Origin of the sequence: Acidovorax sp. Leaf191 (genome assembly GCF_001424425.1) — a bacterium.
GTDB lineage: Bacteria > Pseudomonadota > Gammaproteobacteria > Burkholderiales > Burkholderiaceae_C > Acidovorax.
The window spans coordinates 15,113-36,187 of sequence record NZ_LMPT01000002.1 but is presented as its reverse complement, the minus strand read 5'-3'; the positions used below and the strand labels follow the sequence as shown (position 1 = coordinate 36,187).

At 63.8% G+C, this 21,075-nt stretch carries 16 protein-coding genes; 15 read left to right on the top strand and 1 reads right to left on the bottom strand.

Annotated features, from left to right (window positions below; all coding sequences use genetic code 11):
* The first annotated feature begins 5 nt into the window (after positions 1–5).
* The 13 genes from ASG27_RS04005 (at position 6) to ASG27_RS03945 (ending at position 15,312) form a co-directional block, all read left to right on the top strand.
* Positions 6–1,190: a PilN domain-containing protein gene (locus ASG27_RS04005; RefSeq protein WP_082485788.1), complete on the top strand. Its 1,185-nt coding sequence runs from the start codon at positions 6–8 to the stop codon at positions 1,188–1,190.
* Positions 1,187–1,756: a type II secretion system protein GspM gene (gene gspM / locus ASG27_RS04000; RefSeq protein WP_056413924.1), complete on the top strand. Its 570-nt coding sequence runs from the start codon at positions 1,187–1,189 to the stop codon at positions 1,754–1,756. The genes ASG27_RS04005 and gspM overlap by 4 nt, the downstream gene beginning before the upstream one ends.
* Positions 1,753–2,421: a hypothetical protein gene (locus tag ASG27_RS03995; RefSeq protein ID WP_156370460.1), complete on the top strand. Its 669-nt coding sequence runs from the start codon at positions 1,753–1,755 to the stop codon at positions 2,419–2,421. Before gspM ends, ASG27_RS03995 begins: the two co-directional genes overlap by 4 nt.
* A gap of 49 nt (positions 2,422–2,470) precedes the next feature.
* Complete coding sequence (gspD, locus tag ASG27_RS03990) at positions 2,471–4,867, top strand: type II secretion system secretin GspD (RefSeq protein WP_156370459.1); 2,397 nt, start codon at positions 2,471–2,473, stop codon at positions 4,865–4,867.
* A 129-nt stretch (positions 4,868–4,996) separates the two neighbouring features.
* Entirely contained in the window at positions 4,997–5,464 is a 468-nt protein-coding gene (locus ASG27_RS03985) for a hypothetical protein (RefSeq protein WP_156370458.1), read from the top strand.
* A 273-nt stretch (positions 5,465–5,737) separates the two neighbouring features.
* Positions 5,738–7,516 (top strand): hypothetical protein, encoded by a 1,779-nt coding sequence (locus ASG27_RS03980; protein ID WP_082485787.1) that lies wholly within the window; start codon positions 5,738–5,740, stop codon positions 7,514–7,516.
* 70 nt (positions 7,517–7,586) lie between these two features.
* Complete coding sequence (locus ASG27_RS03975) at positions 7,587–8,648, top strand: peptidylprolyl isomerase (RefSeq protein WP_235503960.1); 1,062 nt, start codon at positions 7,587–7,589, stop codon at positions 8,646–8,648.
* Between the two features lie 138 nt (positions 8,649–8,786).
* Positions 8,787–9,590 carry an ABC transporter permease gene (locus ASG27_RS03970; RefSeq protein ID WP_200912398.1) on the top strand — a complete coding sequence of 268 codons (804 nt, stop codon included), beginning with the start codon at positions 8,787–8,789 and terminating at the stop codon, positions 9,588–9,590.
* Positions 9,587–10,888 carry an ABC transporter ATP-binding protein gene (locus tag ASG27_RS03965; RefSeq protein ID WP_056413916.1) on the top strand — a complete coding sequence of 434 codons (1,302 nt, stop codon included), beginning with the start codon at positions 9,587–9,589 and terminating at the stop codon, positions 10,886–10,888. The genes ASG27_RS03970 and ASG27_RS03965 overlap by 4 nt, the downstream gene beginning before the upstream one ends.
* A gap of 330 nt (positions 10,889–11,218) precedes the next feature.
* Complete coding sequence (locus ASG27_RS03960; RefSeq protein WP_235503959.1) at positions 11,219–12,073, top strand: class I SAM-dependent methyltransferase; 855 nt, start codon at positions 11,219–11,221, stop codon at positions 12,071–12,073.
* A gap of 69 nt (positions 12,074–12,142) precedes the next feature.
* Positions 12,143–13,009: a class I SAM-dependent methyltransferase gene (locus tag ASG27_RS03955; RefSeq protein WP_056164053.1), complete on the top strand. Its 867-nt coding sequence runs from the start codon at positions 12,143–12,145 to the stop codon at positions 13,007–13,009.
* Positions 13,006–14,082 carry an acyltransferase family protein gene (locus tag ASG27_RS03950; protein ID WP_056413913.1) on the top strand — a complete coding sequence of 359 codons (1,077 nt, stop codon included), beginning with the start codon at positions 13,006–13,008 and terminating at the stop codon, positions 14,080–14,082. Before ASG27_RS03955 ends, ASG27_RS03950 begins: the two co-directional genes overlap by 4 nt.
* Before the next feature lie 135 nt (positions 14,083–14,217).
* Complete coding sequence (locus tag ASG27_RS03945) at positions 14,218–15,312, top strand: acyltransferase family protein (protein ID WP_056413910.1); 1,095 nt, start codon at positions 14,218–14,220, stop codon at positions 15,310–15,312.
* Here ASG27_RS03945 and ASG27_RS03940 read toward each other — a convergent pair.
* Positions 15,290–19,081 carry a methyltransferase domain-containing protein gene (locus ASG27_RS03940; protein WP_056413907.1) on the bottom strand — a complete coding sequence of 1,264 codons (3,792 nt, stop codon included), beginning with the start codon at positions 19,079–19,081 and terminating at the stop codon, positions 15,290–15,292. The genes ASG27_RS03945 and ASG27_RS03940 overlap by 23 nt on opposite strands.
* Between ASG27_RS03940 and ASG27_RS03935 the strand changes: the two genes are divergently transcribed.
* Positions 19,069–19,947 (top strand): glycosyltransferase family 2 protein, encoded by an 879-nt coding sequence (locus tag ASG27_RS03935; protein WP_326938685.1) that lies wholly within the window; start codon positions 19,069–19,071, stop codon positions 19,945–19,947. The two genes, ASG27_RS03940 and ASG27_RS03935, sit on opposite strands and share 13 nt — an antisense overlap.
* On the top strand, positions 19,944–21,047 hold the full coding sequence (locus ASG27_RS03930; protein WP_056413904.1) for an MraY family glycosyltransferase: 1,104 nt from the start codon (positions 19,944–19,946) through the stop codon (positions 21,045–21,047). Before ASG27_RS03935 ends, ASG27_RS03930 begins: the two co-directional genes overlap by 4 nt.
* Positions 21,048–21,075 lie beyond the last annotated feature (28 nt).

Sequence of the window (21,075 nt, the reverse complement as noted above, 5' to 3'; positions counted from 1 at the left end):
CTCACATGCCTGCCTTTTCGTCTGAGGCCCGCTTTCTGGGCGTTGATCTGAGCGGTCTTGTGCAAGACACCCGCAAGGCCTGGGCGCACGCCCAGAGCTGGCCGCTCTTGTCCTGGCTGACGCCTTCGCTGCCCGTCCTGCTGATTCATCCTGACGGCAGCCAATCCCATTGGCAAGGCCACCGCCCGGCCCGCAGGCCAGCGTCGCCCAAGGACGCGAAGGCCCGCGGCGCGTTTGTCGCTTTGGAACTGCCCTCGGACCTGGTGCTCTCCAGGACCATCCGCCTACCGGTGGGAATGAGCCGTGCAGACACGGGCAACGCCCTGGCGCTGCAAGCGCGCACCTTCAGTCCATTCCCCCCTGAAGATCTGATCTGGGTCAGCGACGCAACCCCAGTGCCAAGCACCTACACGCTGGTGTTGGCGTCCCGCCTGCAGGTCGACCAATATGTGCAGGAGCTTCGCCAGCGGATGCCTGCGGTCGTCGGCGCGTCGCCGGCCGAGGTGTGGGTGGCTATCGGTGCGCAGAAATACGCGGCCTTGCCGGGTGCAGGCGTCGAGCGGCGCCAACGCCTGATTGCCCGCCAGCGCAACCTGGGGTACGCATTGCTGCTGTGCATCGTGGCTGTGCTCACCGCAATGGCCGTGACGCCGACACTCCAGCTCCGGATGCGTGCGTTGCAGGCCGCTGCGGCCTACGAAGACGTCGTGCGGCGCACTGCGCCCGTCGTTCGCGACCGCGAACAGGTGGTACTGGCTTCCAACAAGCTGAACGCACTGTCAGAAATACTGGGCGAACGCATAGAGCCACTGCGTGTGATCGACACACTGACGCAGATCCTGCCGGACGAAGCAGCTGTGCAGGCTTTGCAGTTGGTCGGCACCAAGGTTTCGCTGAGTGGTCAGGCCACCGATGCTGCCGAATTGATGCAGAAGCTGGGCCAGCACCCTGGCATTCGAGAAGTGAAGGCGCCAGCTGCAGCGACCCGTCTGAACAACTCCAACAAGGAAAGCTTCAGTATCGAGTTCGTCGTCGATGCCAAGGTGTTCGGCACTGCTGGTCCGCAGACTGCTGTGGCGGGTGCGACTCAAGTGCCTGGATCGGCAGCGGTGGCACCCGCAGCAGCGACCTCGGCGACCTCAGTGGCACCCGCTGCATCGACAGCCTCTGGCGCAGGAGTGCGTCGATGAAGCCTATCCGTTTTTCCAAAGATGTCGTGTTGGTCCTGGCGTCCATCCTGTTGGCTTTGGTGCCTTTGATCGCCGGAGGGATCTATGTGTACCAAAAGCACCAGTGGGCCCGTGACCTTGTGGCCCAGATGGAGCCGCGCTATGCACGCCTGACCGGCCTGGAGTTGCAGAAGTCGGAGATCGAGGACGTTCGCAAGCGTGTCCAGCAGGCGCAGACCGAGTATGTGTACCCTGCCACCATGGATGTCAGCCAGGCGGGCAATGCTGCCCAGCAGCACGTCCGCGAAATCTTCGCTGCCGCGGGCATGCAGATCAGCAGCAGCCAGGTGCTCCAGCCCAAGGACGAAAAAGGCTACGACCGTATTTCCCTCAAGGTGCAGGCGGAAGGCGAGTTGCTGGCCCTGCAAAGCGTGTTGACCGTGCTTGGCAGCCAGAAGCCTGTCATCATCATTGACGGTGTGGTGATCCAGCTCATTGGTGGCCTCAACGTGCCGAGCTCTGCCAAGCAGACCCCCGTGCGGCTGACGACGCAGTTCTCGCTCAGCGTGTTGAAAGACCGCACATGAAAATACGTGCCGTAGGAGTGCTGGCTTTCATCAACCTCGTGCTCCTGTGCGGGCTGGCGCTGATGTGGGTCAAGCCCGATGGAACTCCCCGCAACATCCGCTGGAACGAGCCTGCGCCTTTGAAGGCAGACATTGCCGGCCTTGCGCCAGCGCTCATGCCCGACAAGCAGATGGAGTCCAGCCGCTTCCTCGCGATGCTGGAGCGCCCGCTGTTTTCAGCCACGCGGCGGCCGCCGCCGCCTCCACCGCCCGAGCAGCCCCCGCCTCCGCCAGACTACCTCAGCACTGCCCGTGTGACTGGCATCGTGCGGGGCGAAGGGGTGGGCTATGCCATCTTGCTGGTCAACGGCAAACAGCGCCGCGTGCAGCAGAACCAGAGCGTGGAGGGCTGGACCCTCAAAAGTTTTGGCGACCGTCAGGTCACCTTCGTGCGTGGTGAGCAATCTCAAACGCTGACCATGCAACGGGCCGACGTCAGCAAGTATGGCGGTTTCGCACAACCTGCACCCACCGTGCAGGCGGCGCAGCCCATGCCCACGCCGTCCTCCATTGAGCGCAGGGGGGACGGGTCCATCGGATCCGCGGGCGCTGCAGTTGGTGCCAGCGCCGGGACTGCAGAGGCGCCTGCACGGCCGCGCCCCCCGCCACCGCGGTTTGGTCCCTGATGCAGAGACCCACCCGGTTCATCCTGAAGTAATCGTAGGCTCCTGAACAATGAATCTCCCCCGCTTCGGCTACTCCTTGCTCGCCCTCGCCATGCTGCAAGGCCTGAGCGCCACATCGTGGGCGCAGGCTGCACCCGGCGCTGCGGCAGTGCCCGCCACCCCCACGCAGGCCGCCCCCGCCGCAGATGCCGCTCGTGTGCCGCCGCAGGCCGAGCCTGCCGAAACGCGGCCGCGCGTCATCCGCGGCAACGACCAGGTCATAGCGCCCGGCAAGCCAGCTGCAACGCTGAGTGGCGCACCGCTGACCTTCAGCTTTGAAGATGCTCCGGTGGCCGACGTCGTGCGCACCGTGCTGGGCGACATCATGGGCGTGCCCTATGTGCTGCACCCGCCCATTGCCGGCACCGTGACGCTGGCCAGCCGCAACGCCATTCCGCCAGACCAGGCGGTGTTCCTGCTGGAAAGCGCGCTGCAGGCCAACGGCCTGGCATTGGCACGCGATGCCCGCGGCACCTACCACGTGGGCCGGGCAGACATGCTGCGCAACATTGGCTCCGACGTGCGCCAGGCCAGCCCGCGTGCGCCCCTGTCCCCAGGTTTTGGTGCCATCGTCATTCCGCTCAACTACATCGGCGCCGGAGAGATGGCCTCCATTCTGCGGCCCATGGTTCCGGGCGATGCCATCATCCGCGTGGACACGGTACGCAACCTGTTGGTCATGAACGGTACTCGCACCCAGGCCGAAGGCTGGCTGGAGCTGGTCAACACCTTCGACGTCGATTTGCTCAAGGGCATGTCGGTAGGGGTGTTCCCGCTCAAGCACGCGAGTGTCAAGGAGATCGAGGCGGCCCTGAGGCTGGTCAGTGGCGGTGGTGCTGCCCCGGCCGGAGGTGCAACGGGCGGCGCTGCTGGCAGCGTGGGAACGCAGGCGGGTGCCGCGGGACGCGGGCAAGCGGGTAACGCTGGCGCTGCAGCCTCTGCGGTTCTGGGTGAAGGCAACCCTTTGTTCGGCGCCTTGCGCATCATGCCCATCGAGCGCATCAACTCGATCCTGGTCGTGACCCCTCGCGCCGCCTATCTGGACGAAGCGCGGCGCTGGATCGAACGCTTCGACCAGCCCACCGACAGCGGTGGCGAGCCACAGCTGTACATCTACCAGGTGCAGAACGTCAACGCGAAACACCTTGCCAATGTGCTCAGTGGAATCTTCGGTGGACAAACGAGCAGCACGGGCAATGTGGCCAACAGTGGGGTTGCGCCCGGTCTGTCTACCGCAACCGGCAATTCGTTCGGTCAAAACTCCATGTCTGGCGGTACTTTTGGGAACACCAACTCGTCCTTCGGCGGCGGCGTTTCGGGTGGCTCTTTCGGCACCCGTGTCGGGTCTCAGAGTTCGGGCTTCAACAGCCTGGGTAACCGAAACAATCAGAACAACGGTGTCCAGCAGCAGGCCGCAGCTGCCGCCAGCATCGGCAATATCCGTGTCATGGCGGACGAGTTGAACAACTCGGTTCTGGTTTGGGGTACCAAGTCCGAATACAGCAAGATTGAAGCGACGCTCAAGCGGCTGGACGTGCCGGTGACGCAGGTCCTGATCGAAGCCACCATCGTCGAAGTCACCCTCTCCGACGAACTGGAGTACGGCCTGCAATGGGCCTTCAATGACAACCCCACCCGCAACGGTTCCACCTACCGCGGCAATGGGCAACTCACCAATAACGCCAATGGAATCATCAGCGGGCTGGCACAAGGCTTCTCGTACACGGTGGGGCGGTCAACAAGCGACATCCGAGCCACATTGAACGCGCTGGCGACGAAGTCGTTGGTGAAGGTGATCTCAAGCCCATCGCTGATGGTGCTGGACAACCACACCGCAAGCATCGCTGTCGGCAACCAGCAACCTGTCAAAACCAACACCACCACGCCGATCACGGACATCACCACGGGTGTGACCACCAGCACCATTCAGTACAAGGACACCGGCGTCAACCTGACGGTCACGCCGTCGGTCAATGCCGGCAACCTGGTCACCATGCAGGTGGACCAGACCGTGACGGATGTTGGGGCAGACGTGCCGAGCGCAGATGGTCAGCCTGCTTTCTTGCAGCGGCAGATCAGCAGCAAGGTGGCGGTGCGCACAGGCGAGGCCATCGTGCTGGGGGGGTTGATCAAGGACAACTCCAATACGGGCAAGTCTGGCGTGCCGTTCCTGCAAGATGTCCCGCTGGTGGGCAAGCTGTTTGGCTCCAACACGGTCAATAAGGGCCGCACCGAACTGCTGGTAGTCATCACGCCGCGGGTCGTGCGTACCGACATTGACATCCGCGAAGTGAGCGAAGATCTTCGAGACCGGCTCAAGGGCCTGAAAGCCATCGAAAACCTGGGCATCGGAACCAAAGCCCCGGTACTCGACTCGGTACCGCAGCGTTCTGCACCGGCTAACTAACCAACGTGCCGAATGTGACCTGAGCCAGCTCCCCCCCTTCAAGCCGCCCGCATTGCGGGCGGACTTTTTAGGGGAGTTCGGCAAAGCGATGTGAGCAGTCGCTATCTTTTTTTGTAGGAGTAAGTATTCATGACGATTCTTCAGTCGGCCTCCGCCCCCGCCACGATGGCACCCGTTGCTGCACCCCGCAGCATCAGCCGCGCCAAGATTGCACTGGCTGCCCTTGCGATGGCGGCAACAGCAGGTTGTGCCACCATGAGCGGCCAAACACCGGAGCAAAAGGTGCAGGCCCGTGCAGAGGCATTCTGGAAGGCACGCGTCGTAGGTGACGCCAAGGCCGCCTACGCGCTGATGACACCGGCCTATCGTGGCCTGCGCGATGAAACCTCGTTCGTTAGGCAGTTTGGAGAAAAAGCCCCCGTTATCAAAAGCGAGATCACCAAGGTCACGTGCGAAGACGCAGAAAAGTGCATTGCCCAAGTGGGTTTGACTGCCAAGCCCATGGTGCCCGGCTTAGCCCTGCCCACGGTGACTGGCTACATCGATGAGACCTGGCTGTTGGTGGACGGCCAATGGTGGCGCCACGAAGCCCCCTGACCGTGACAAATGACTCAAGAAACAACACTTCGTGCTGCCGTTGAGCGAAATCATGGGACCGCAGGTGGGTGCTTGGGTATAGTCGGAATTGCTGATTACTATCCTGCGCCCGGCAGCTTGCTGCCAATAGTGACCAAGCCCTCTCTGTGGCGATGAAGCAACAGGTTTGTGGGGGTGCCGGAATCTTAGGCGGGTTTGAAAAACTCTGTGCTAGGATTCGCGGGCGTAATCAATCGTGGTAGTTGCGCTTATTTATTTAACTGGAGTTAAAGCATGAGAAAGAATGTATTGGCACTGAGCATTGCTGCCATGGTTGGTAGCTTTGCTGGCGTTGCCCAGGCTGACGTGTTTGCACCTGCTGCTGGTACGCCGGACGGCGCAGTGCTCGGCACGAACGTGGCTGTTGAGCCTGGTGTTGTGGGTGCAGCTGCACCAGTTGCGACCGCTTTGGTGGTGAATTCCAACAACACCGGCCACATGCTGGTCGTGCCCTACTACACGGTGCAAAACGGCAACATGTCCGTGATCCACCTGAGCAACACTGACCGTGCAAACGGCAAGGCTGTGAAGATCCGCTTCCGCGGTGCAGCCAACTCCGACGACGTCAAGGATTTCCAGATCTTCCTGTCGCCTGGTGACGTGTGGACTGGTGCCGTTCTGCAAGGTGCTGATGGCGCAGCTTCGCTGTTCTCCACTGACAAGACCTGCACGGTTCCTGCTATTCCTTCGACCGGCACGCCTTTCGCTACCGCTCGTCTGAACACCACCGCCAATGTGAACGGCACGCGTGAAGGCTACGTTGAAATCTTCAACATGGCTGACATCCCATCCGTGAAGCTGTACTCCGCTACGACCCCCGCTTCGGGCGTGGTTGCTGGCGCTGCTGGCACCGCCAACTCCATCCTGTACACGGCTACCAAGCACGTGGCTGGCGTGGCACCTTGCTCGGTGGCAGGTTCTGCTGCTCGCTCGACGCTGGACGAAATCGCTCTGACCAACTACACGGCTGCTGCTCACGCTGCTTCGGTAGGTTTCGCTGGTTCGACAACCGGCTTGGCTGCTGACTGGTACATCCTGAACCTGGCTCAGACCACTGCGTTCTCCGGCTCTGCTACTGCTATCGAAGCGCGCGTGGGTGCGGCCGGCGTTGCTGGTCGCGCTAACTTCGTGCACTTCCCACAAACGGATGCTGGCTCTGCTGCGTTCTTCACCGGCCTCAAGACCGCTGATACGTACACTGCTGACCCACTGCTGCGCACGAACGTTCACAACCAAGCCAAGGCTGCTGTCGTTGGTCCAGTCGTGACGCCTTTGTTCATCGACCTGCCAGACATGTCGACGCCTTACCTGCCAGGTAACGCACCTGCTAACGCTGCTGGCGATGCCAACCTGCCTAAGCTGCAAGCTGTGACCCTGACGGCTGCGCTGTCGCGCACGTCGGTGTCCAACCAGTACGCACTTGACGCAGGCATCTCGGCTCAGACCGACTGGGTGTTCTCCATGCCTACCCGTCGTTACAGCGTTGCTGCTAACTACAAGGCTGCTACGACCGCTGCTGATGCATACCGCCTGTACTCCGACCTGAGCGTTGTGGCTACCGCTGCCGGCACGCCTGCCCTGACCGGTGCAGCTGACGAGTGGTTCCACCCCGCCAACACGTCGGTGGACGCACGTGGCAACATCTGCGTGAACGCAGACGGCATCCGTTTCTTCGACCGTGAAGAAACCACCACTGGCAATGCACCAATCTTCTCGCCAGCAGTGGCCGGCCAGCTGGCCTTCTGCGGCGAAACCAGTGTGCTGTCGCTGTCGACTGGCAAGGTTCTGAGCTCCAGCTCCGAACTGACCGCTTCGACCACGACGTCGCCTTACGTCAACGGCTGGACGCTGGTCACCACGACCAACGCCTTCGCTGGTGCAGACAACACCAACACGTTCACTGGCGGTCTGCCAATCCTGGGTGACGCCTTCATCAAGATGAAGAACGACTCCGCAGGCCAAGGCTTCGCTTCGACGTTCGGCCTGACCTGGGGTCACCGTTACGGCCGTTAATTCGGCGTGAACTTTTCGCAGCGATGCGAAACCAAAAAAAGGCGGGGCAACCCGCCTTTTTTTTTACTTTGTGCCGGACTGGCTGCGCAGATTCGCTGTGCATGGCTGCCAGGGCACCCTACATTCCTCTATCCACATGCATATGCGTAAATTTTGTCAAAGCGTTCTGAACCGCAGCCCCCAAGAAGCGGCAGCACAACATGGCGCATGGAAGCAGCGCTGGGTCGCTGTATGCGCAGTCCCGTTCCTGGCTATGGCAGCGCACGCTGCCGAACCAGTGCTGGCCAAGGGCTCGGTCAAAGGCGCAGGCGAAGTTCAGGTGACTGCAGCGGATGTGGCGGCCGATGTGCAGCGCATTCCGCAGGACGTGCGCCCCCAGGTCTTGACGCAGGCCCGCACGATGAATCAGCTCGTGACCAACCTGTACACCCGCCGTGCGTTGGCGCAGCGTGCCCAGACTGAGGGTCTGGCCCAAAACCCTGAAGTGGCTGCAGCCTTGGCGCTGGCACGCGACAAGGTCTTGTCGGATGCGCTGCTGGTGAAGATCGACAAGTCCAACACGCCTTCCGATACGCAGGTCGCCGCCATGGCGCGCACCATGTACAAGGCGCAAGCGGCAGAATTTGCTGAGCCCGAACAGGTTCAAGTGCGCCACATCCTGATCCTGGTGAAGGACCCTTCCGAAGACGCAGCCGCCAAGGCCAAGGCCCAGGATCTGTTGGCCAAGGTCCGTGCCGGTGGCGACTTCGCAGCGCTGGCCAGGGAAAACTCCGGCGATCCCGGCAGTGCTGAAAAGGGCGGCGACTTGGGCTTCTTCGCCAAGGGCCGCATGGTGCCAGAATTCGACACGGCCGCTTGGGCCTTGCAAAAGCCCGGTGACACCAGCGAAGTGATCAAGACCCAGTTCGGCTATCACGTGCTGCAGCTCGTGGGTCGTAAGCCCGCGGGCCAAAAGCCTTTCGAGGAAGTGCAAGAAGCCCTGATGGCAAAAGTGCGACAAGCCGAACAGCAAAAGGGCCGTAACGAACTGGCCAAGACTTTGGAAGAAACCGTCAAACTGGACGAACCAGCCATCAAGTCCACAGTGGACAAGCTGGTAGCTCCCGCGCCAGCCGCCCCTGCCAAGAAGTAAGTGTGTGAAACTTGCGCCAGCCGGTGGGTGCTGGCGCAAGTCTGCGTTTCAGGGTCTGCGTGCGGCAAAACGTGGTACGTTACGCGGTTTTGTCTTTGACGAGGATGGGCCTGCCAAGGCAGGCCCGCAACAATCAACATGCTGCATGCGTTTGGCAATGAACTGAGGGCCGTCTGGAGCGCGCGGTCCTTGGTGTGGGTGCTCACCCGCCGTGAGGTGGCCGCCCGCCATGCAGGCACCGCTGCCGGCATTCTCTGGCCCTACCTTCAGCCGTTGCTCACGGTAGCGGCTTATTACCTGGTGTTCGACGTGGTGTTTGCCATGCGCCTGGGTGAGGGCGCGCCCACCCACGCGGTGGGTACCTTTCTGGTTGTGGGCGCACTTCCCTGGATGGCGTTTTGCGATGCGGTTGCGCGGGGCATGAACAGCCTGATCGACGCTGGCGGGTTGCTGCAAAAGAACCCGCTCCCCCCGGTATTGTTCGTCACCCGCTCTGTGCTGGCCAGCGCACTGGTGTTCGCGCCCTTGCTGCTGCTGCTGGCACTCGCTTATACGCCGCTGCACCGCTTCGCGCTGCCTGTGGTCGCGTTTCCGATGCTGCTGCTGGTGCAGTGGGCTATCTGTCTGCTGTTGTCGTACGTGCTGGCCATTCTGGCCGCGGCGTTGCGCGACACGGTACAGATGGTGGGCTTTCTGCTGTCGGTGGGCATCTACCTGTCACCGGTGCTGTTTCCCATGACCTTGTTCCCGGAGCGCTGGCGCTGGATCTTGTGGCTCAACCCCATGGCAGCGCCCGTGCAGGGATACCAGCAGATACTGCTACAGGGCAACTGGCCTGCAGCCAGCGTGTGGTGGGTGTCCGCCGCGTGGATGGCGTTGCTGGTGGTGGCGCTCAACATTCTGGTCGCCCGCAGCCGCGACCAACTGGTGGACTGGCTATGAGTGCAGCTGCTGAAAGCTCCCAATCAGGCGGCGTAGCGGCCGAAACAGTGCTGCGCGTGCAATCTGTCAGCAAAGAATACAAACTTTACCCTTCGCCACGTTCAAGGGTCCGTGCGCTGTTGACCGGCCGCGCGACCCACCGCAGTCACTGGGCGCTGCGCGACGTGTCGTTTGAGCTGCAGCGAGGCCAATGCATCGGCGTCATTGGCGACAACGGCGCTGGAAAAAGCTCGCTGCTCAAGCTGCTGGCGGGCACGCTGCAGCCTTCCACCGGGCGTATCGACCGTGTAGGGCGCGTGACGGCCATCCTGGAGCTGGGCGCAGGCTTTCACCCCGACTTCAGCGGCAGGGACAACCTTTACTTCGGCGGCAGCCTGATCGGCATCAGCCACGACGAGATGGCACGGCTCGAGCCCGAGATCGTGCAGTTCTGTGAACTGGGCGAGGCGCTGGACCGCCCTGTGAAGACCTATTCCTCAGGCATGACGGTACGGCTGGCTTTTGCGCTGGTGACGGCTGTGCAGCCGGACGTCCTGATCATCGACGAAGCCCTGGCCGTGGGTGACCAGCACTTCCAGAAGAAGTGCGTGGAGCGGATCATGGCGTTTCGCAACAACGGCTGCACCATCCTGTTTTGCTCCCATAGCCCTTACCACATCCGCCACCTCTGCGACGCCGCGCTCTGGCTGCGGGGTGGACAGGTCGCCCAGTTCGGCCCGACCGAGCCAGTGCTGGCCGCCTACGACGTGCACACCCGCCAGCGCCAGGCCCTGCAGGAAGGCACAGCCGAAGGCGTAGTGCCGTATGCAGACGCCTCCGGCACCGATACGTCTGCGCAGCCGGCTGCGGAAGCTGCGGGCGTGCATCCTGATGCAGTGGTGGACCGGGGCGCTGCCTGCATCCTGTCGGTGGACGTCCAGGACCTTGCGGAGCCGGTGGGTGACCAGCCCCCTCTGCTGCAAAGCATGAATCTTGTCGTCACCATCACGGCCCGTGGCCGCGGGGAAGAGCGCCCGCACATCGGTTTCATGATCGAACAGTCCAAGGGCGTGGGTATCACTTCGCTGGCCACGCATGAAGACGGCGCGTACCCGCAGCGGCAGGAGGATGGTAGCTGGCGCTCCGTGCTGACCTTCCCAGACCTGCCGCTGCACAGTGGTGACTACGTGATCAGCGCCTTCCTGTTCGACGAAACAGGCCTGGCTGTGTACGACGAGTGGTTTCAGTTCATGCATTTTCGATTCGTCTTTCCGAAGCCGCTGCCGGGGCTGGTACGCCTGCCGCACCACTGGAGCTAGCGATTGCCGCAGAAGGTCGCGTTGGCGTCCGCACCCGTCGTTTGCACCAGTGCGTGCCTGCACGGCAAGGTGGCAGCATCCGGCGCCAGGGGGCGCGCACGGCCGGTTTGCGACTGACCTGCGGCGAATGTTGGAAAATGGCGGGCTTGCATGCACCCGGCCGCAGCCGCGGGGCGCCACGCTGCCCGTGCATCGGGCAGCCACGCAGGACTGGCGGCTTCGCTGTGAAGCAGTCCAGAACTTCGCCTGCGCTGGTATTGATACTTAAATTTCCCAATGAACATGGATTCACAGATGACGCAGGACAACGCCACCAGCGCAGCGCACCAGTTGCTGCAAGAAGGCTTGCAACTGCTGGTGCGTGGCGATCGGGCTGGCGCAGCGCAGGTGTTGGCGCGCGCGCGCGAGGTGCGGGAGACCCTGCTCGAGGCGCACGGCCTGATCGAGAGGCACCAATTGGTGGGCTCGTTCACCAACATGACGGGGCTGGATTGCCGCATATCGCCCGAGGACGACATTTTCGGTTTCTTCGTGAACCATCCGTCCAGCGTCAACCCGCTGCGCGACTATTTTGCAGACGGCTGGAGAACGCTGTCCGAGCTGCTATTGCTGCTGGAGGCCGTTGACCAGCCATTGCTCAAGACGCCACAGGTGCTGGAGTTTGCCAGCGGCCATGGACGCTTCACCCGCCACCTGGTCAAGTCCCTGGGCGCGGAACGTGTGACCGTGTCTGACGTGGTGCCCGGTGCGGTGGAGTTTTCCCGGCAAGCCTTTGGTGTCGAAGGTTTCCTTTCCGCCAGCGTCCCCGAAGAAGTGAAGTGGCCTCGGCAGTACGACCTTGTGTTCGTGCTGTCGCTCTTCAGCCATCTGCCCCGGAGCACCTGGGCGCGCTGGTTGCAGGTGTTGCACGGCGCAGTGGCCCCGGGCGGGCTGCTGGTGTTCAGCACGCACGGTATCAAGGCGGCCAATTTCGACAGCGTGCAACTGGATGAGGAGGGGTTTTTCTTTGCCCCGTCCAGCGAGTCCAACGCCATTGACGCACACGAGTACGGGACGGCCTTCACGTCCGAGGACTTTGTCGTCCGCCGCATTGCCGAAACCTGGGGAGCGCAAGCATTGGTGCACCGCTCTCTCGTGCATTTCTGGAACCACCAGGATGCGTACGTGTTGCGCAAGCCACGATGAACCGCACTGCCGCAAGTGCCTCCGGTGCGCTTTGTTTCTACCCCTCTGATACGGACTGACGACAACAACATGCGCACGCAATGGATGCTGCAGCTGCAGGAGCGGTTGTGGGGCCTGGCCCCTTGGGATGCCCAGAAAATCTCGGATGAGTGGTTCCGTGCCCATTTCCACTACGCCGCGGACGTGGTGAACCACTGGGTGGGCAGTGTCGTGGACATGCCTCACGCCAAGCTTTTCAACTTCGGATGCGGCGATGGCATCACAGACTTGTCGCTGGTGCTGCGCCATGGCGCGACACGCATCCATGGCGTGGACATCCGGCAGGAATACGCCAAGCTGCCGCGCATTGCACGCGAGCAGTTGGGAATGTCGAGAATCCCGTCGGCATTGACGTTCGAGACCATCCTGCCTGGCACCCCGCTGGCTGGGCGCCACAGCAACTTCGACGCGATCATGAGCTGGTCGACCTTCGAGCATGTGCAGCGCGATCAATTGGCCCCCATACTGCGCGACCTGCACGGATGCCTGCGGTCTGGTGGGTACTTCTTCATCCAGATCGAGCCGCTTTTCTACTCCCCGTTCGGTTCGCACCTGCGGCGCTACGACGACAAGCCGTGGCACCACTTGCTGGCCAGCGAGGACGAGTTATGGGGCGTCGTGCAGTCGCACGAGGGGCCTATCGATGCGGCCGAGGTGGACTTCGGTTTTGCCGATTTTGGCGTGGACGGCTACAAGCGTTTTGTCTTCAAGGAATACCTGGCGCTGAACCGCCTGACTTCGGACGAACTGGTGGAGCTGGCCGTAGCTGCGGGTTTCTCGGTGGCACGCCAGGAGCGGCGCAACGTGGAGATGGAGGTGCCGTCGGCACTGCGCGACCGGTATCCGCAAGAGTGGTTGCTGAACAACGAGATCTTCCTGCTGCTGCGCAAGGAATGAGCGCCATCCCCACATCGTTGGCCGATGAGCAAGGCAACGCCTTCAACGCGTTGCGGATCGGCGCTGCCTCCGCGGTGATCTTCAGCCACCACTTTCACATCACTGGGACCCCGCCGCCCTCCTGGCTGCATTCCGACATGGTGGGAGGCGTAGCGGTGATGACGTTCTTTAGCATCAGCGGCTATCTGGTGACGCTGAGCTGGCTGCGGGACCCGCGGGTGCTGGCGTTCATCGGCAAGCGGCTGCTGCGGCTGTGGCCCGGCATGCTGGTGGCGGTGCTGGCCGACGTTTTTCTGTTTGGCGCGTTCTTCACATCGCTCCCGCTGCGGGAGTTTCTCGTGCACCCCAAGACGCTGGAGCACTGGCAGAACCTGTTGCTGGGGACCGCTTACGTCAATCTCCCCGGGGTGTTCCCGAAGAACCCCCTGGCAGGATTGATGAACGGGCCATTGTGGACGATCCCGATGGAGCTCATGTGCTACTTTGCCCTCGCGGTAGCGGGCGTGCTGGGTGTGTTGCGCTCGCGCACGCTGGCGTGCGCAGTGGCCGTGGCCTATGTCGCCTACTTCCTGGCAAAGCGCAATGCCGACCTGACCGGCGTGATGGAGCACTGGTTCGAATACCCGGCGTACTTCGCTTGCGGTGTGCTGCTGGCGTTGTGCCGCGATCAGTTCCAGGCCCATGGACGCAAGGTGGTACTCGGCCTGGTGCCGGTAGCGGCTGCGATTTTTTTCGGCGCCAAGCTGGAGCACTCTGCCGGCCTGTTGCTGCTGCCCCCGTTGCTCATCCATCTGGGGTCGCTCAAGGCGCGTGCGTTTGCGTGGCTGCATCGCAAGGGCGATCCTTCCTACGGCATCTATATCCTCGGGTGCCCTATTCAGCAGGCGGTGCAAGCCCTGTGCCCTGGCTTGCCTTTTTTGCTCAGCCTGGCGTTGGCGCTCGCTGTGGCTGTGGCTGCCGGATATGCATCGTGGCATGCCGTGGAGGCCCCCGCACTGCGGCTCAAGCGCTGGCTGGATGGGCGCCCTGGCGGCGGCGCACGCACAGCAACTGCGGCCGCTGCTGGCGCATGACGCGCGGACACGACCGATCCTGCCGGGCGCACGGGGTGTGCCGCTTGGTGCAGCAGCTCGCTGGCTTCGGGCCGATGCAGTGCATCAGGACCTTGCCGAATGGACGCTGGGTTCGACAGGCCTCGGGTAATTGCCATGCAGGCCATTGAGCGCGGCAACCGCTTCGACCTGCTTCGCTTGATGGCTGCGCTCGCGGTCTTTGCTGCGCACGGCGACTTTCTGTATCGCCTGCATCTGCCGGTGCCGTTTCCTGGACACAGCCTGGGATCGGTGGCGGTATATGTCTTCTTCTTCGTCAGCGGCTACCTGGTGTGCCAAAGCTGGGACCGCGAGCCCGACTGGCGGGCGTTCGGGGTCAAGCGGGCGATGCGCATCTTTCCGGGTCTGGTGGTGGCGGTCGTATTTTCCGTCTTCGTGCTCGGTTGGGCGGTCACCACGCTGCCCTCGTCGGTCTACTGGAGTTCGGGCAGCACCTGGCTCAATGTCGTCAACAACGCGCTGGGGCTGGCGACGGTGCAGACCCTGCCGGGCGTGTTCGAAAACAATCCTTTCGCGCGTGCGGTGAATGGATCCTTGTGGACCATCCGGTATGAACTGGCGATGTACCTGATCCTCGCCACCATGGCGATGGCTGCGCGCGGGCGCCGCTGGGTCTACCCGCTGGCTGTGTGCGTTCTGGTACTCGGTTGGGAAGCGGCACGCCAGGGTCGCTGGGATGCCGGCATCGAAGCCGGTGGCGGGCTCCTGGCGGACGCATTCCGCTGGAGGGACTTCTGCGGCTTTGGCGTACCGTTCTTCATCGGCGCGTGGTGGGCAGCGTATACAGTGCGACCGCGGGCGTGGATGGCGCTGGCCGCCTTGGTGTCTGCCGCGGCGGCCCTGACGGTCAACAGCGAGTGGTTGCGGCAGATCAGCGTATGGGCTCTGGTGGCCTGCGGCACCTTCTACGCTGCGCATGCCGGGACGGCCCGCGAAGGTCCAAAGCAGCGGGAGCGCACCGATATCTCCTACGGGGTGTATATCTACGCGTTCCCGGTGCAGCAGGCGGTCACGGCAGTCTGCCTGCGCCAGGGTTGGCCGCTGTCGGCATGCCTGGCGCTGTCTTTGCTGCCGGTGCTGGGGCTGGCCCTGATGTCGTGGTTCTGGGTGGAGCGGCCTTGCATTCGCGCAGCCCACCGGTGGCTGCGCGCACGGCGCGCCGCCCGGCTTATGCCCTCAACCAGTTCTTGACCCGGCGCTGCCAGTGGCCTGGAATCCTCTGGGCTACGGTGCGCAGCACGGGCAGCGAGCGCAGGTACACCACGGCGCTCAACAAGCCCGACTTGGCACCGAGCGCCGCATCGGGCTGCGGCAGATAGGCCTGCAGTGCGTCACTGCCCAGGCCAGTGGTGGAAGCACGATGGGACGCAGTGTCGTCTGCCAGGTAAGCCGACCGGTAGTGCCATTCGCCGGCTTCACCCACGCCCCCGTTGCCGGAGGTATGGGCTTCGGCTTCGGTGATGGCAGGGGGCGTGCCGGATACGAAATGCTGCGCCTGGAGGGAGGCGAAGGTATCCACCCACTCCTTGGCGCTGAGATCCCAGCGGACCACCCAGCTCCAGGGGCGCCCCGCAATGCGTTCGGCGAATGCGCCCAGATCGCTCACCACCACTGGCAATGCAGCCTGCAAGGCGGCACTCAGGGTGTAGCTGTAAGTCTCCGGCCACTGCGCAGGGAACCACACCAGGTCGGGTTGCAGCCACTGCAGCAGGCCAGGCAGGTCTGCCTCCTCATACTGGCCGTGCACGGTCAGTTTGGCGCGGGGCTGGGTCTGCAGGTGGCGGTAGCCGTAGCCCAAAAGGTGGAACTCCATGTTCGCGTGCCGCTTCGCGGCTTCGACGGCCACGGCTTCGAGCAGGTCGGCGCCCTTGATGGCGCTCAGTGCGCCGATGACTGCGATCTTGAGAGGCGCGTTGGCGGCACGTGCCGCAGGCGCGGGGGGCGCCAGCGTCAGCGCGCCGTCGCCAGCGATGTCCGTGTGTGGCACGACTTTTACCCGCGCACCCTGCGCAAAGGCAGCGATGCGCCGTGCGGTATCGTGGCTCGGCGCAAAGACGTGGCGGGCGCTCGTCAGGAAAAGCTCATTGCGGTGCCGCCAGTCTGCGATGGTGCCGGTACCGGATGGGGCTGCTTCGTGCGGCGAGCAGCAGGCACATTCGCCGGGACGGGGCTCCACCGCATAGCGGTTGTCGTTCCCGGTCAGCGAGATGTGCGCGCAGTAGCTATAGAAGTCGTGGGCAGTGAAGTCGTAGGCCACGCCCAACTGGTGGGGCAGGTCCATGATCAGCGGGTCGTGGCCCAGCAGGTGGTGGTAGTGGACGTGCGCCACGCCCAACTGCCGCAACACCTCGACCAGATCCGCATGCTGGGCTGCCAAGCGGAAAACCAGTTTGAAGCCTTCACCTTGTCCCGCCAGCTCCAGGACCACGCTGCGCGCGGGCGCGGGCTTGAGGGTGAGGAAGACGGCGCGATCGCTCAGGTGCTGGGCAAGCTCGCGCACATGGCGCAGGGTGCCGCCCGCTCTGTCGTGCAGCACCGCGAGCACGGCGGGAAGTCCCGCTTGCGTGATCCGGGCCACGTCAAGCGCCAGGCGGAAAGGCTGTGCAGGGTCCGCCTGCACGAAGGCCATGACGGCTCTTTCGTAGCGTGGATGCAGCCGCCGCAGCGTCTCCATGGCGGCCTTTTCCCGTGGGCTCTTGCTGTCGCCGAAGCTCACGCCGCCGGTGTGCAGAACGAAGGTGTCCAGGTTGTGCAGGTTGCGCCAGCCCTTGGCGGCGGCGCGCTGGCAGAAGTCGTTCTCTTCGCCATAGCCCTTGCCGAAGTTCTCGGTGTCGAACAGCCCGACGTCGGCCAGGCTGTCGCGCCGGATGTACATGCAAAAGCCCACGCCGGTGGGCACATCCACGACCGCGCCAGGGTTGGTGGCTGCGCACAGGGCGTCCAGCCGGGCGGTGCTGTAGCCTTCCGGCAGGTCGTTGCCCTCGCAAAAGCGGGGGTAGCTGCAGATGGTCGCGTTGTTCGAAAACGGCGTGACGGACGCGACCTTCTGGTCGCTGTAGGCCGCGCGGCGGATGCGGTCGAGCCAGTCATTGGCGACTTCCGTGTCGCTGTTGAGCAGCAGCACATCGTGGCTGTCGCTGAGCGCCATGCCGCGGTTCACGGTGCCGACGAAGCCCAGGTTCTCGGGGTTCTCCAGCAGGGTGACGCGGCTGTCCTGGGCGGCCTTCTCGCGCAGCCACGCGGTCACTTCGGGCTCGGGGCTCGCATCGTTGATCACGATCAGGCGGTAGGCGCTGGTGCAAGAACTTGCCAGCACCGACTCGATGCAAAGCTGCGTGTCGGCCAACCCGCGGTAGACCGGAACGATGATGTCCACCGGATGGGCCGGTGCCGGCATGGGCTGGGCGGTGGGGGTGGCAGCGGCGCTGCTCTTGGGCGCGCGGCCCAGCAATCGGTCAATGCGCATTTTTGCGTGTACCAGGGGGCGGGTTGCGCGAAAGACGGTGGACGCCTCGATGTTCTTCAAGTGACGGGCCAGGTCGTCGTAGTCCCGCTGCACGCGCGTAGCCTCCCGTTGCCAGGTGGCACGCTGGTGGCCTGTGGCGCGGTTGCTTTCTTCCAGCAGCGCGTTGCGGCTGCGGGCCGTGGCCAGGTCTGCGCTCAGGCTGCTTTGCACCTGGTGCAGATGACCTTGCGTGTCGCGCAGATCGCCTTCCAGTTGCGCAATGCGGTCGTGCAGAGGGTGCACCGTCGCAGCCAGCGCCAGGTAGTCCGTGGACATCGGCCAGCCCAGCTCGACCTCCAGCGCCAGGCCGCCGGGCGACCGGGACCGCAGAATCTCTACCGGGACGGGCACCTCGAACCACGGGTCTTCGCCCGACATCAGCAGCAGGGTCGCTCCGCTGGCGGCAGGCAGGGGCGCCTGCCAGACGATTTCTTGGTGGGGCGTGGTGGCCAGCAGGGAGCGCTGGCTTGCCTGGGCATCCCACTTCCACAGCTCGGCGCCCTGGGCGTCCTTCAGTGCGATGCCGTACAGGTGCAGGTAGCCCGGCCGGTCTGCCGGGTCCAGCCGCAGGTGCGTGCAGGGCACGTCGGCTGCGGGGATGTCAAAGCGAACGGTCTGCCGGTCCTGGCCGATGATCCCCGACGCGGTGAGCTTGTCGGCTTCGCGGTACTGGCCGTCGCGCCCCAAGTACAGCTCGGCCGAAAAATGAGCCTTGCCTTCTGCAGGAAAGGACTCCTGCACCACCACGGCTTCTTCGGCGGACTCGACAGGACGCGCAGCACCGACGAACTGGTAGCTCAACGCATCGGGGCCCGACAGGATGAAGCGGGCCACCGACGGCGGCAGATCGTCAAACTCCACCTTGAACTCTGACTCGGGGATCGGGCGTTCGATGACTTCCAGGGTGTCGATGGCCCAGCGCTGTTCCGTCATGAACCGCACCAGCGACCGGCGCGTGAAGAAGCGCAGGTGCGTCTCATCCAGCAAGCCTTCCTTGCGGTATTTGAATTCGCCCTTGAGCAATTCGGCGATCAGGCCGCTGTAGCTGGCGTTGGGCACGGAGATGAGCAGCCGTCCTTCTGCGGACAGCATGTTCCGGGCGGCTGCCAACACCGACTCGGGGTGCCGCAAGTGCTCCAGCACGTCCGCACACACGATGGCGTCGTAGCGTTCCCCGGCGAACAGGGTGGGCAGGTCCGCGGTTTCCAGGTCCGCCACATGCACGTGGCGATAGTGGGGGCGGGCGTGGGCCGCTTCCGCCTCGCTCCAGGTGACGCCGTCGCTGACACAGCTGCGGGTTTCCGCCAGGTACTGGCCCAATGCGCCGCTGCCACAGCCCAGGTCGAGGACCTTGGAGCCTGCGGGAATCATCTCGGCGAGGGTGGAGAGGGAAGTTCTTTCTTCGGGACGAATGCTACGTAGATAGACGTGCAAGTCCTCAATTGTTTGCGTCATCCCGGAATTATGACGGGGCTTGCCAGTGCGCCTCCAGGAGATTGTTACAACTATGGCAGTATCCGAACGACAATACCGGGGTGCCACTGATTGCTCCCCGCCCTTCACCCACCGTCGTTGTGTCCATCGTCAGCCATGCCCATGGGGTGCAGATTCAGGCATTGCTGGTGGCCCTGGCCCGCCTGAATTCCCCGGTGGTATCGAGGGTTGTGCTCACACTCAATGTTCCTGAGGCTGAGCCGCAGCGGCCGGCAGGTGGGTTCCCTTTTGCGCTCGACATCGTCCGCAATGCCGTGCCCATCGGGTTCGGTGCCAACCACAACCAGGCGCTGGCATCGGCGCAGGAAGCCTTCGTGTGCGTGCTCAACCCCGATGTGGTGCTGGGCGATGATCCGTTTGTGCCCCTGGTCAATGCGCTGGCCGGGCACGCGGCAGGCTGCGCGTACCCCATCCAGGTCAACGAGAGCGGCCGTGTGCAGGATAGCGAGCGCGAACTACCGTCCCCCTGGGCGCTGTTGCGCCGGCGTTTGCTGGGCCGCACGGAGCAGCGCGTCGATTGGGTCAACGCGGCATGTCTTCTGCTGCCGACATCTGTCTGGCGTGAGCTGGCCGGCTTCGACGAGCGCTACTTCATGTACTGCGAAGACGTGGATTTTTGCCTCAGGCTGCGGCTGGCCGGGGGGGCGCTGATCAAGGCGCCGGTGGAGATCGTGCATGCGGGCCAGCGGGCCAGCGGCCGCCGGCTCGACCACCTGGCCTGGCATGTTCGCAGCCTGTTTCGGCTGTGGATGTCGCCCGTGTATCGGCAGGCGCAACAGTTGCTAACTGGGGCCCCAGGTATCAAAGGTACCATCGGCACCCCATGATTTGGTTGTCTGTAGTCGGTTTTCTGGTGGCGGCGCTGGCTGCAGGGCTCATCGTTCGATGGGGGAATGAGCACGCGCTCGTCTATGGCGAGGGCATGCCGCAGCGGTTTCATCTGGGTGACGTGCCCCGCATCGGCGGCGCTGCGCTGCTGATCGGAATGGTCGTCAGCTGGGGACTGGGCGTGTGGCAGTCGCTGGGCTGGGGCGACCCTGGCTCGCTGCGGCTGGGCAGCTGGGTCGGCGCCTGGCTGTTGACACTGCTGCCGGCTGCGCTGGGCGGCATTGCCGAAGACATGACCCAGCGGCTGTCGGTGCGCTACAGGCTGGCCCTGACCGGAGCATCCGGCGTGCTGGCCATCTTTCTGCTGGATTTGACCCTGCCCAGCGTGGGCTGGCCGTGGCTCGATGGCTGGATGGCCATGGCTCCCTGGATCGGCTGGTGCATCGTGGTGCTCGCCGTCGCAGGCCTGCCCCACGCGTTCAACATCATCGACGGCTACAACGGCCTGGCGGGCATGGTGGCGCTCATCGTGTGCCTGGCGCTGGCGCACGTCGCCTTGCAGGTGGGCGACCGCGCCCTGGCGGCGCTGCTGGTGTCCACCGCGGCCGCCACGGGCGGGTTCTTGGTGTGGAACTACCCGCGCGGCATGGTGTTCGCCGGGGACGGCGGGGCGTACGTGTGGGGCGTGGTGATCGCGCTGGCCAGCATCTCGCTGGTGCAGCGCAATACCGATGTGTCGCCCTGGTTCCCCATGCTGCTGCTGATCTATCCGGTGTGGGAGACGGTGTTTTCCATCTACCGCAAGGCGGTGCGGGGCGTGTCGCCCGGGGTGGCCGACGCACTGCACTTTCACCAACTCATTTACCGGCGCATCGTGCGCGGCGTGTTCCATGACGACGAGTCCCGCCGCATGCTCATGCGCAACAACCGCACCTCGCCCTACCTCTGGGGCTTCACCCTGCTGACCGTGGTGCCGGCCGTGCTGTTCTGGAGCAATACACCGCTGCTCATGGCGTTTTGCGGCCTGTTCGTGATCAGCTATGTGATGGCCTACATGGCCATCGTGCGCTTCAAGGTGCCGCACTGGCTGCGGCACTGAGACCGGTGCACGCACTGCGGTAGCGGGC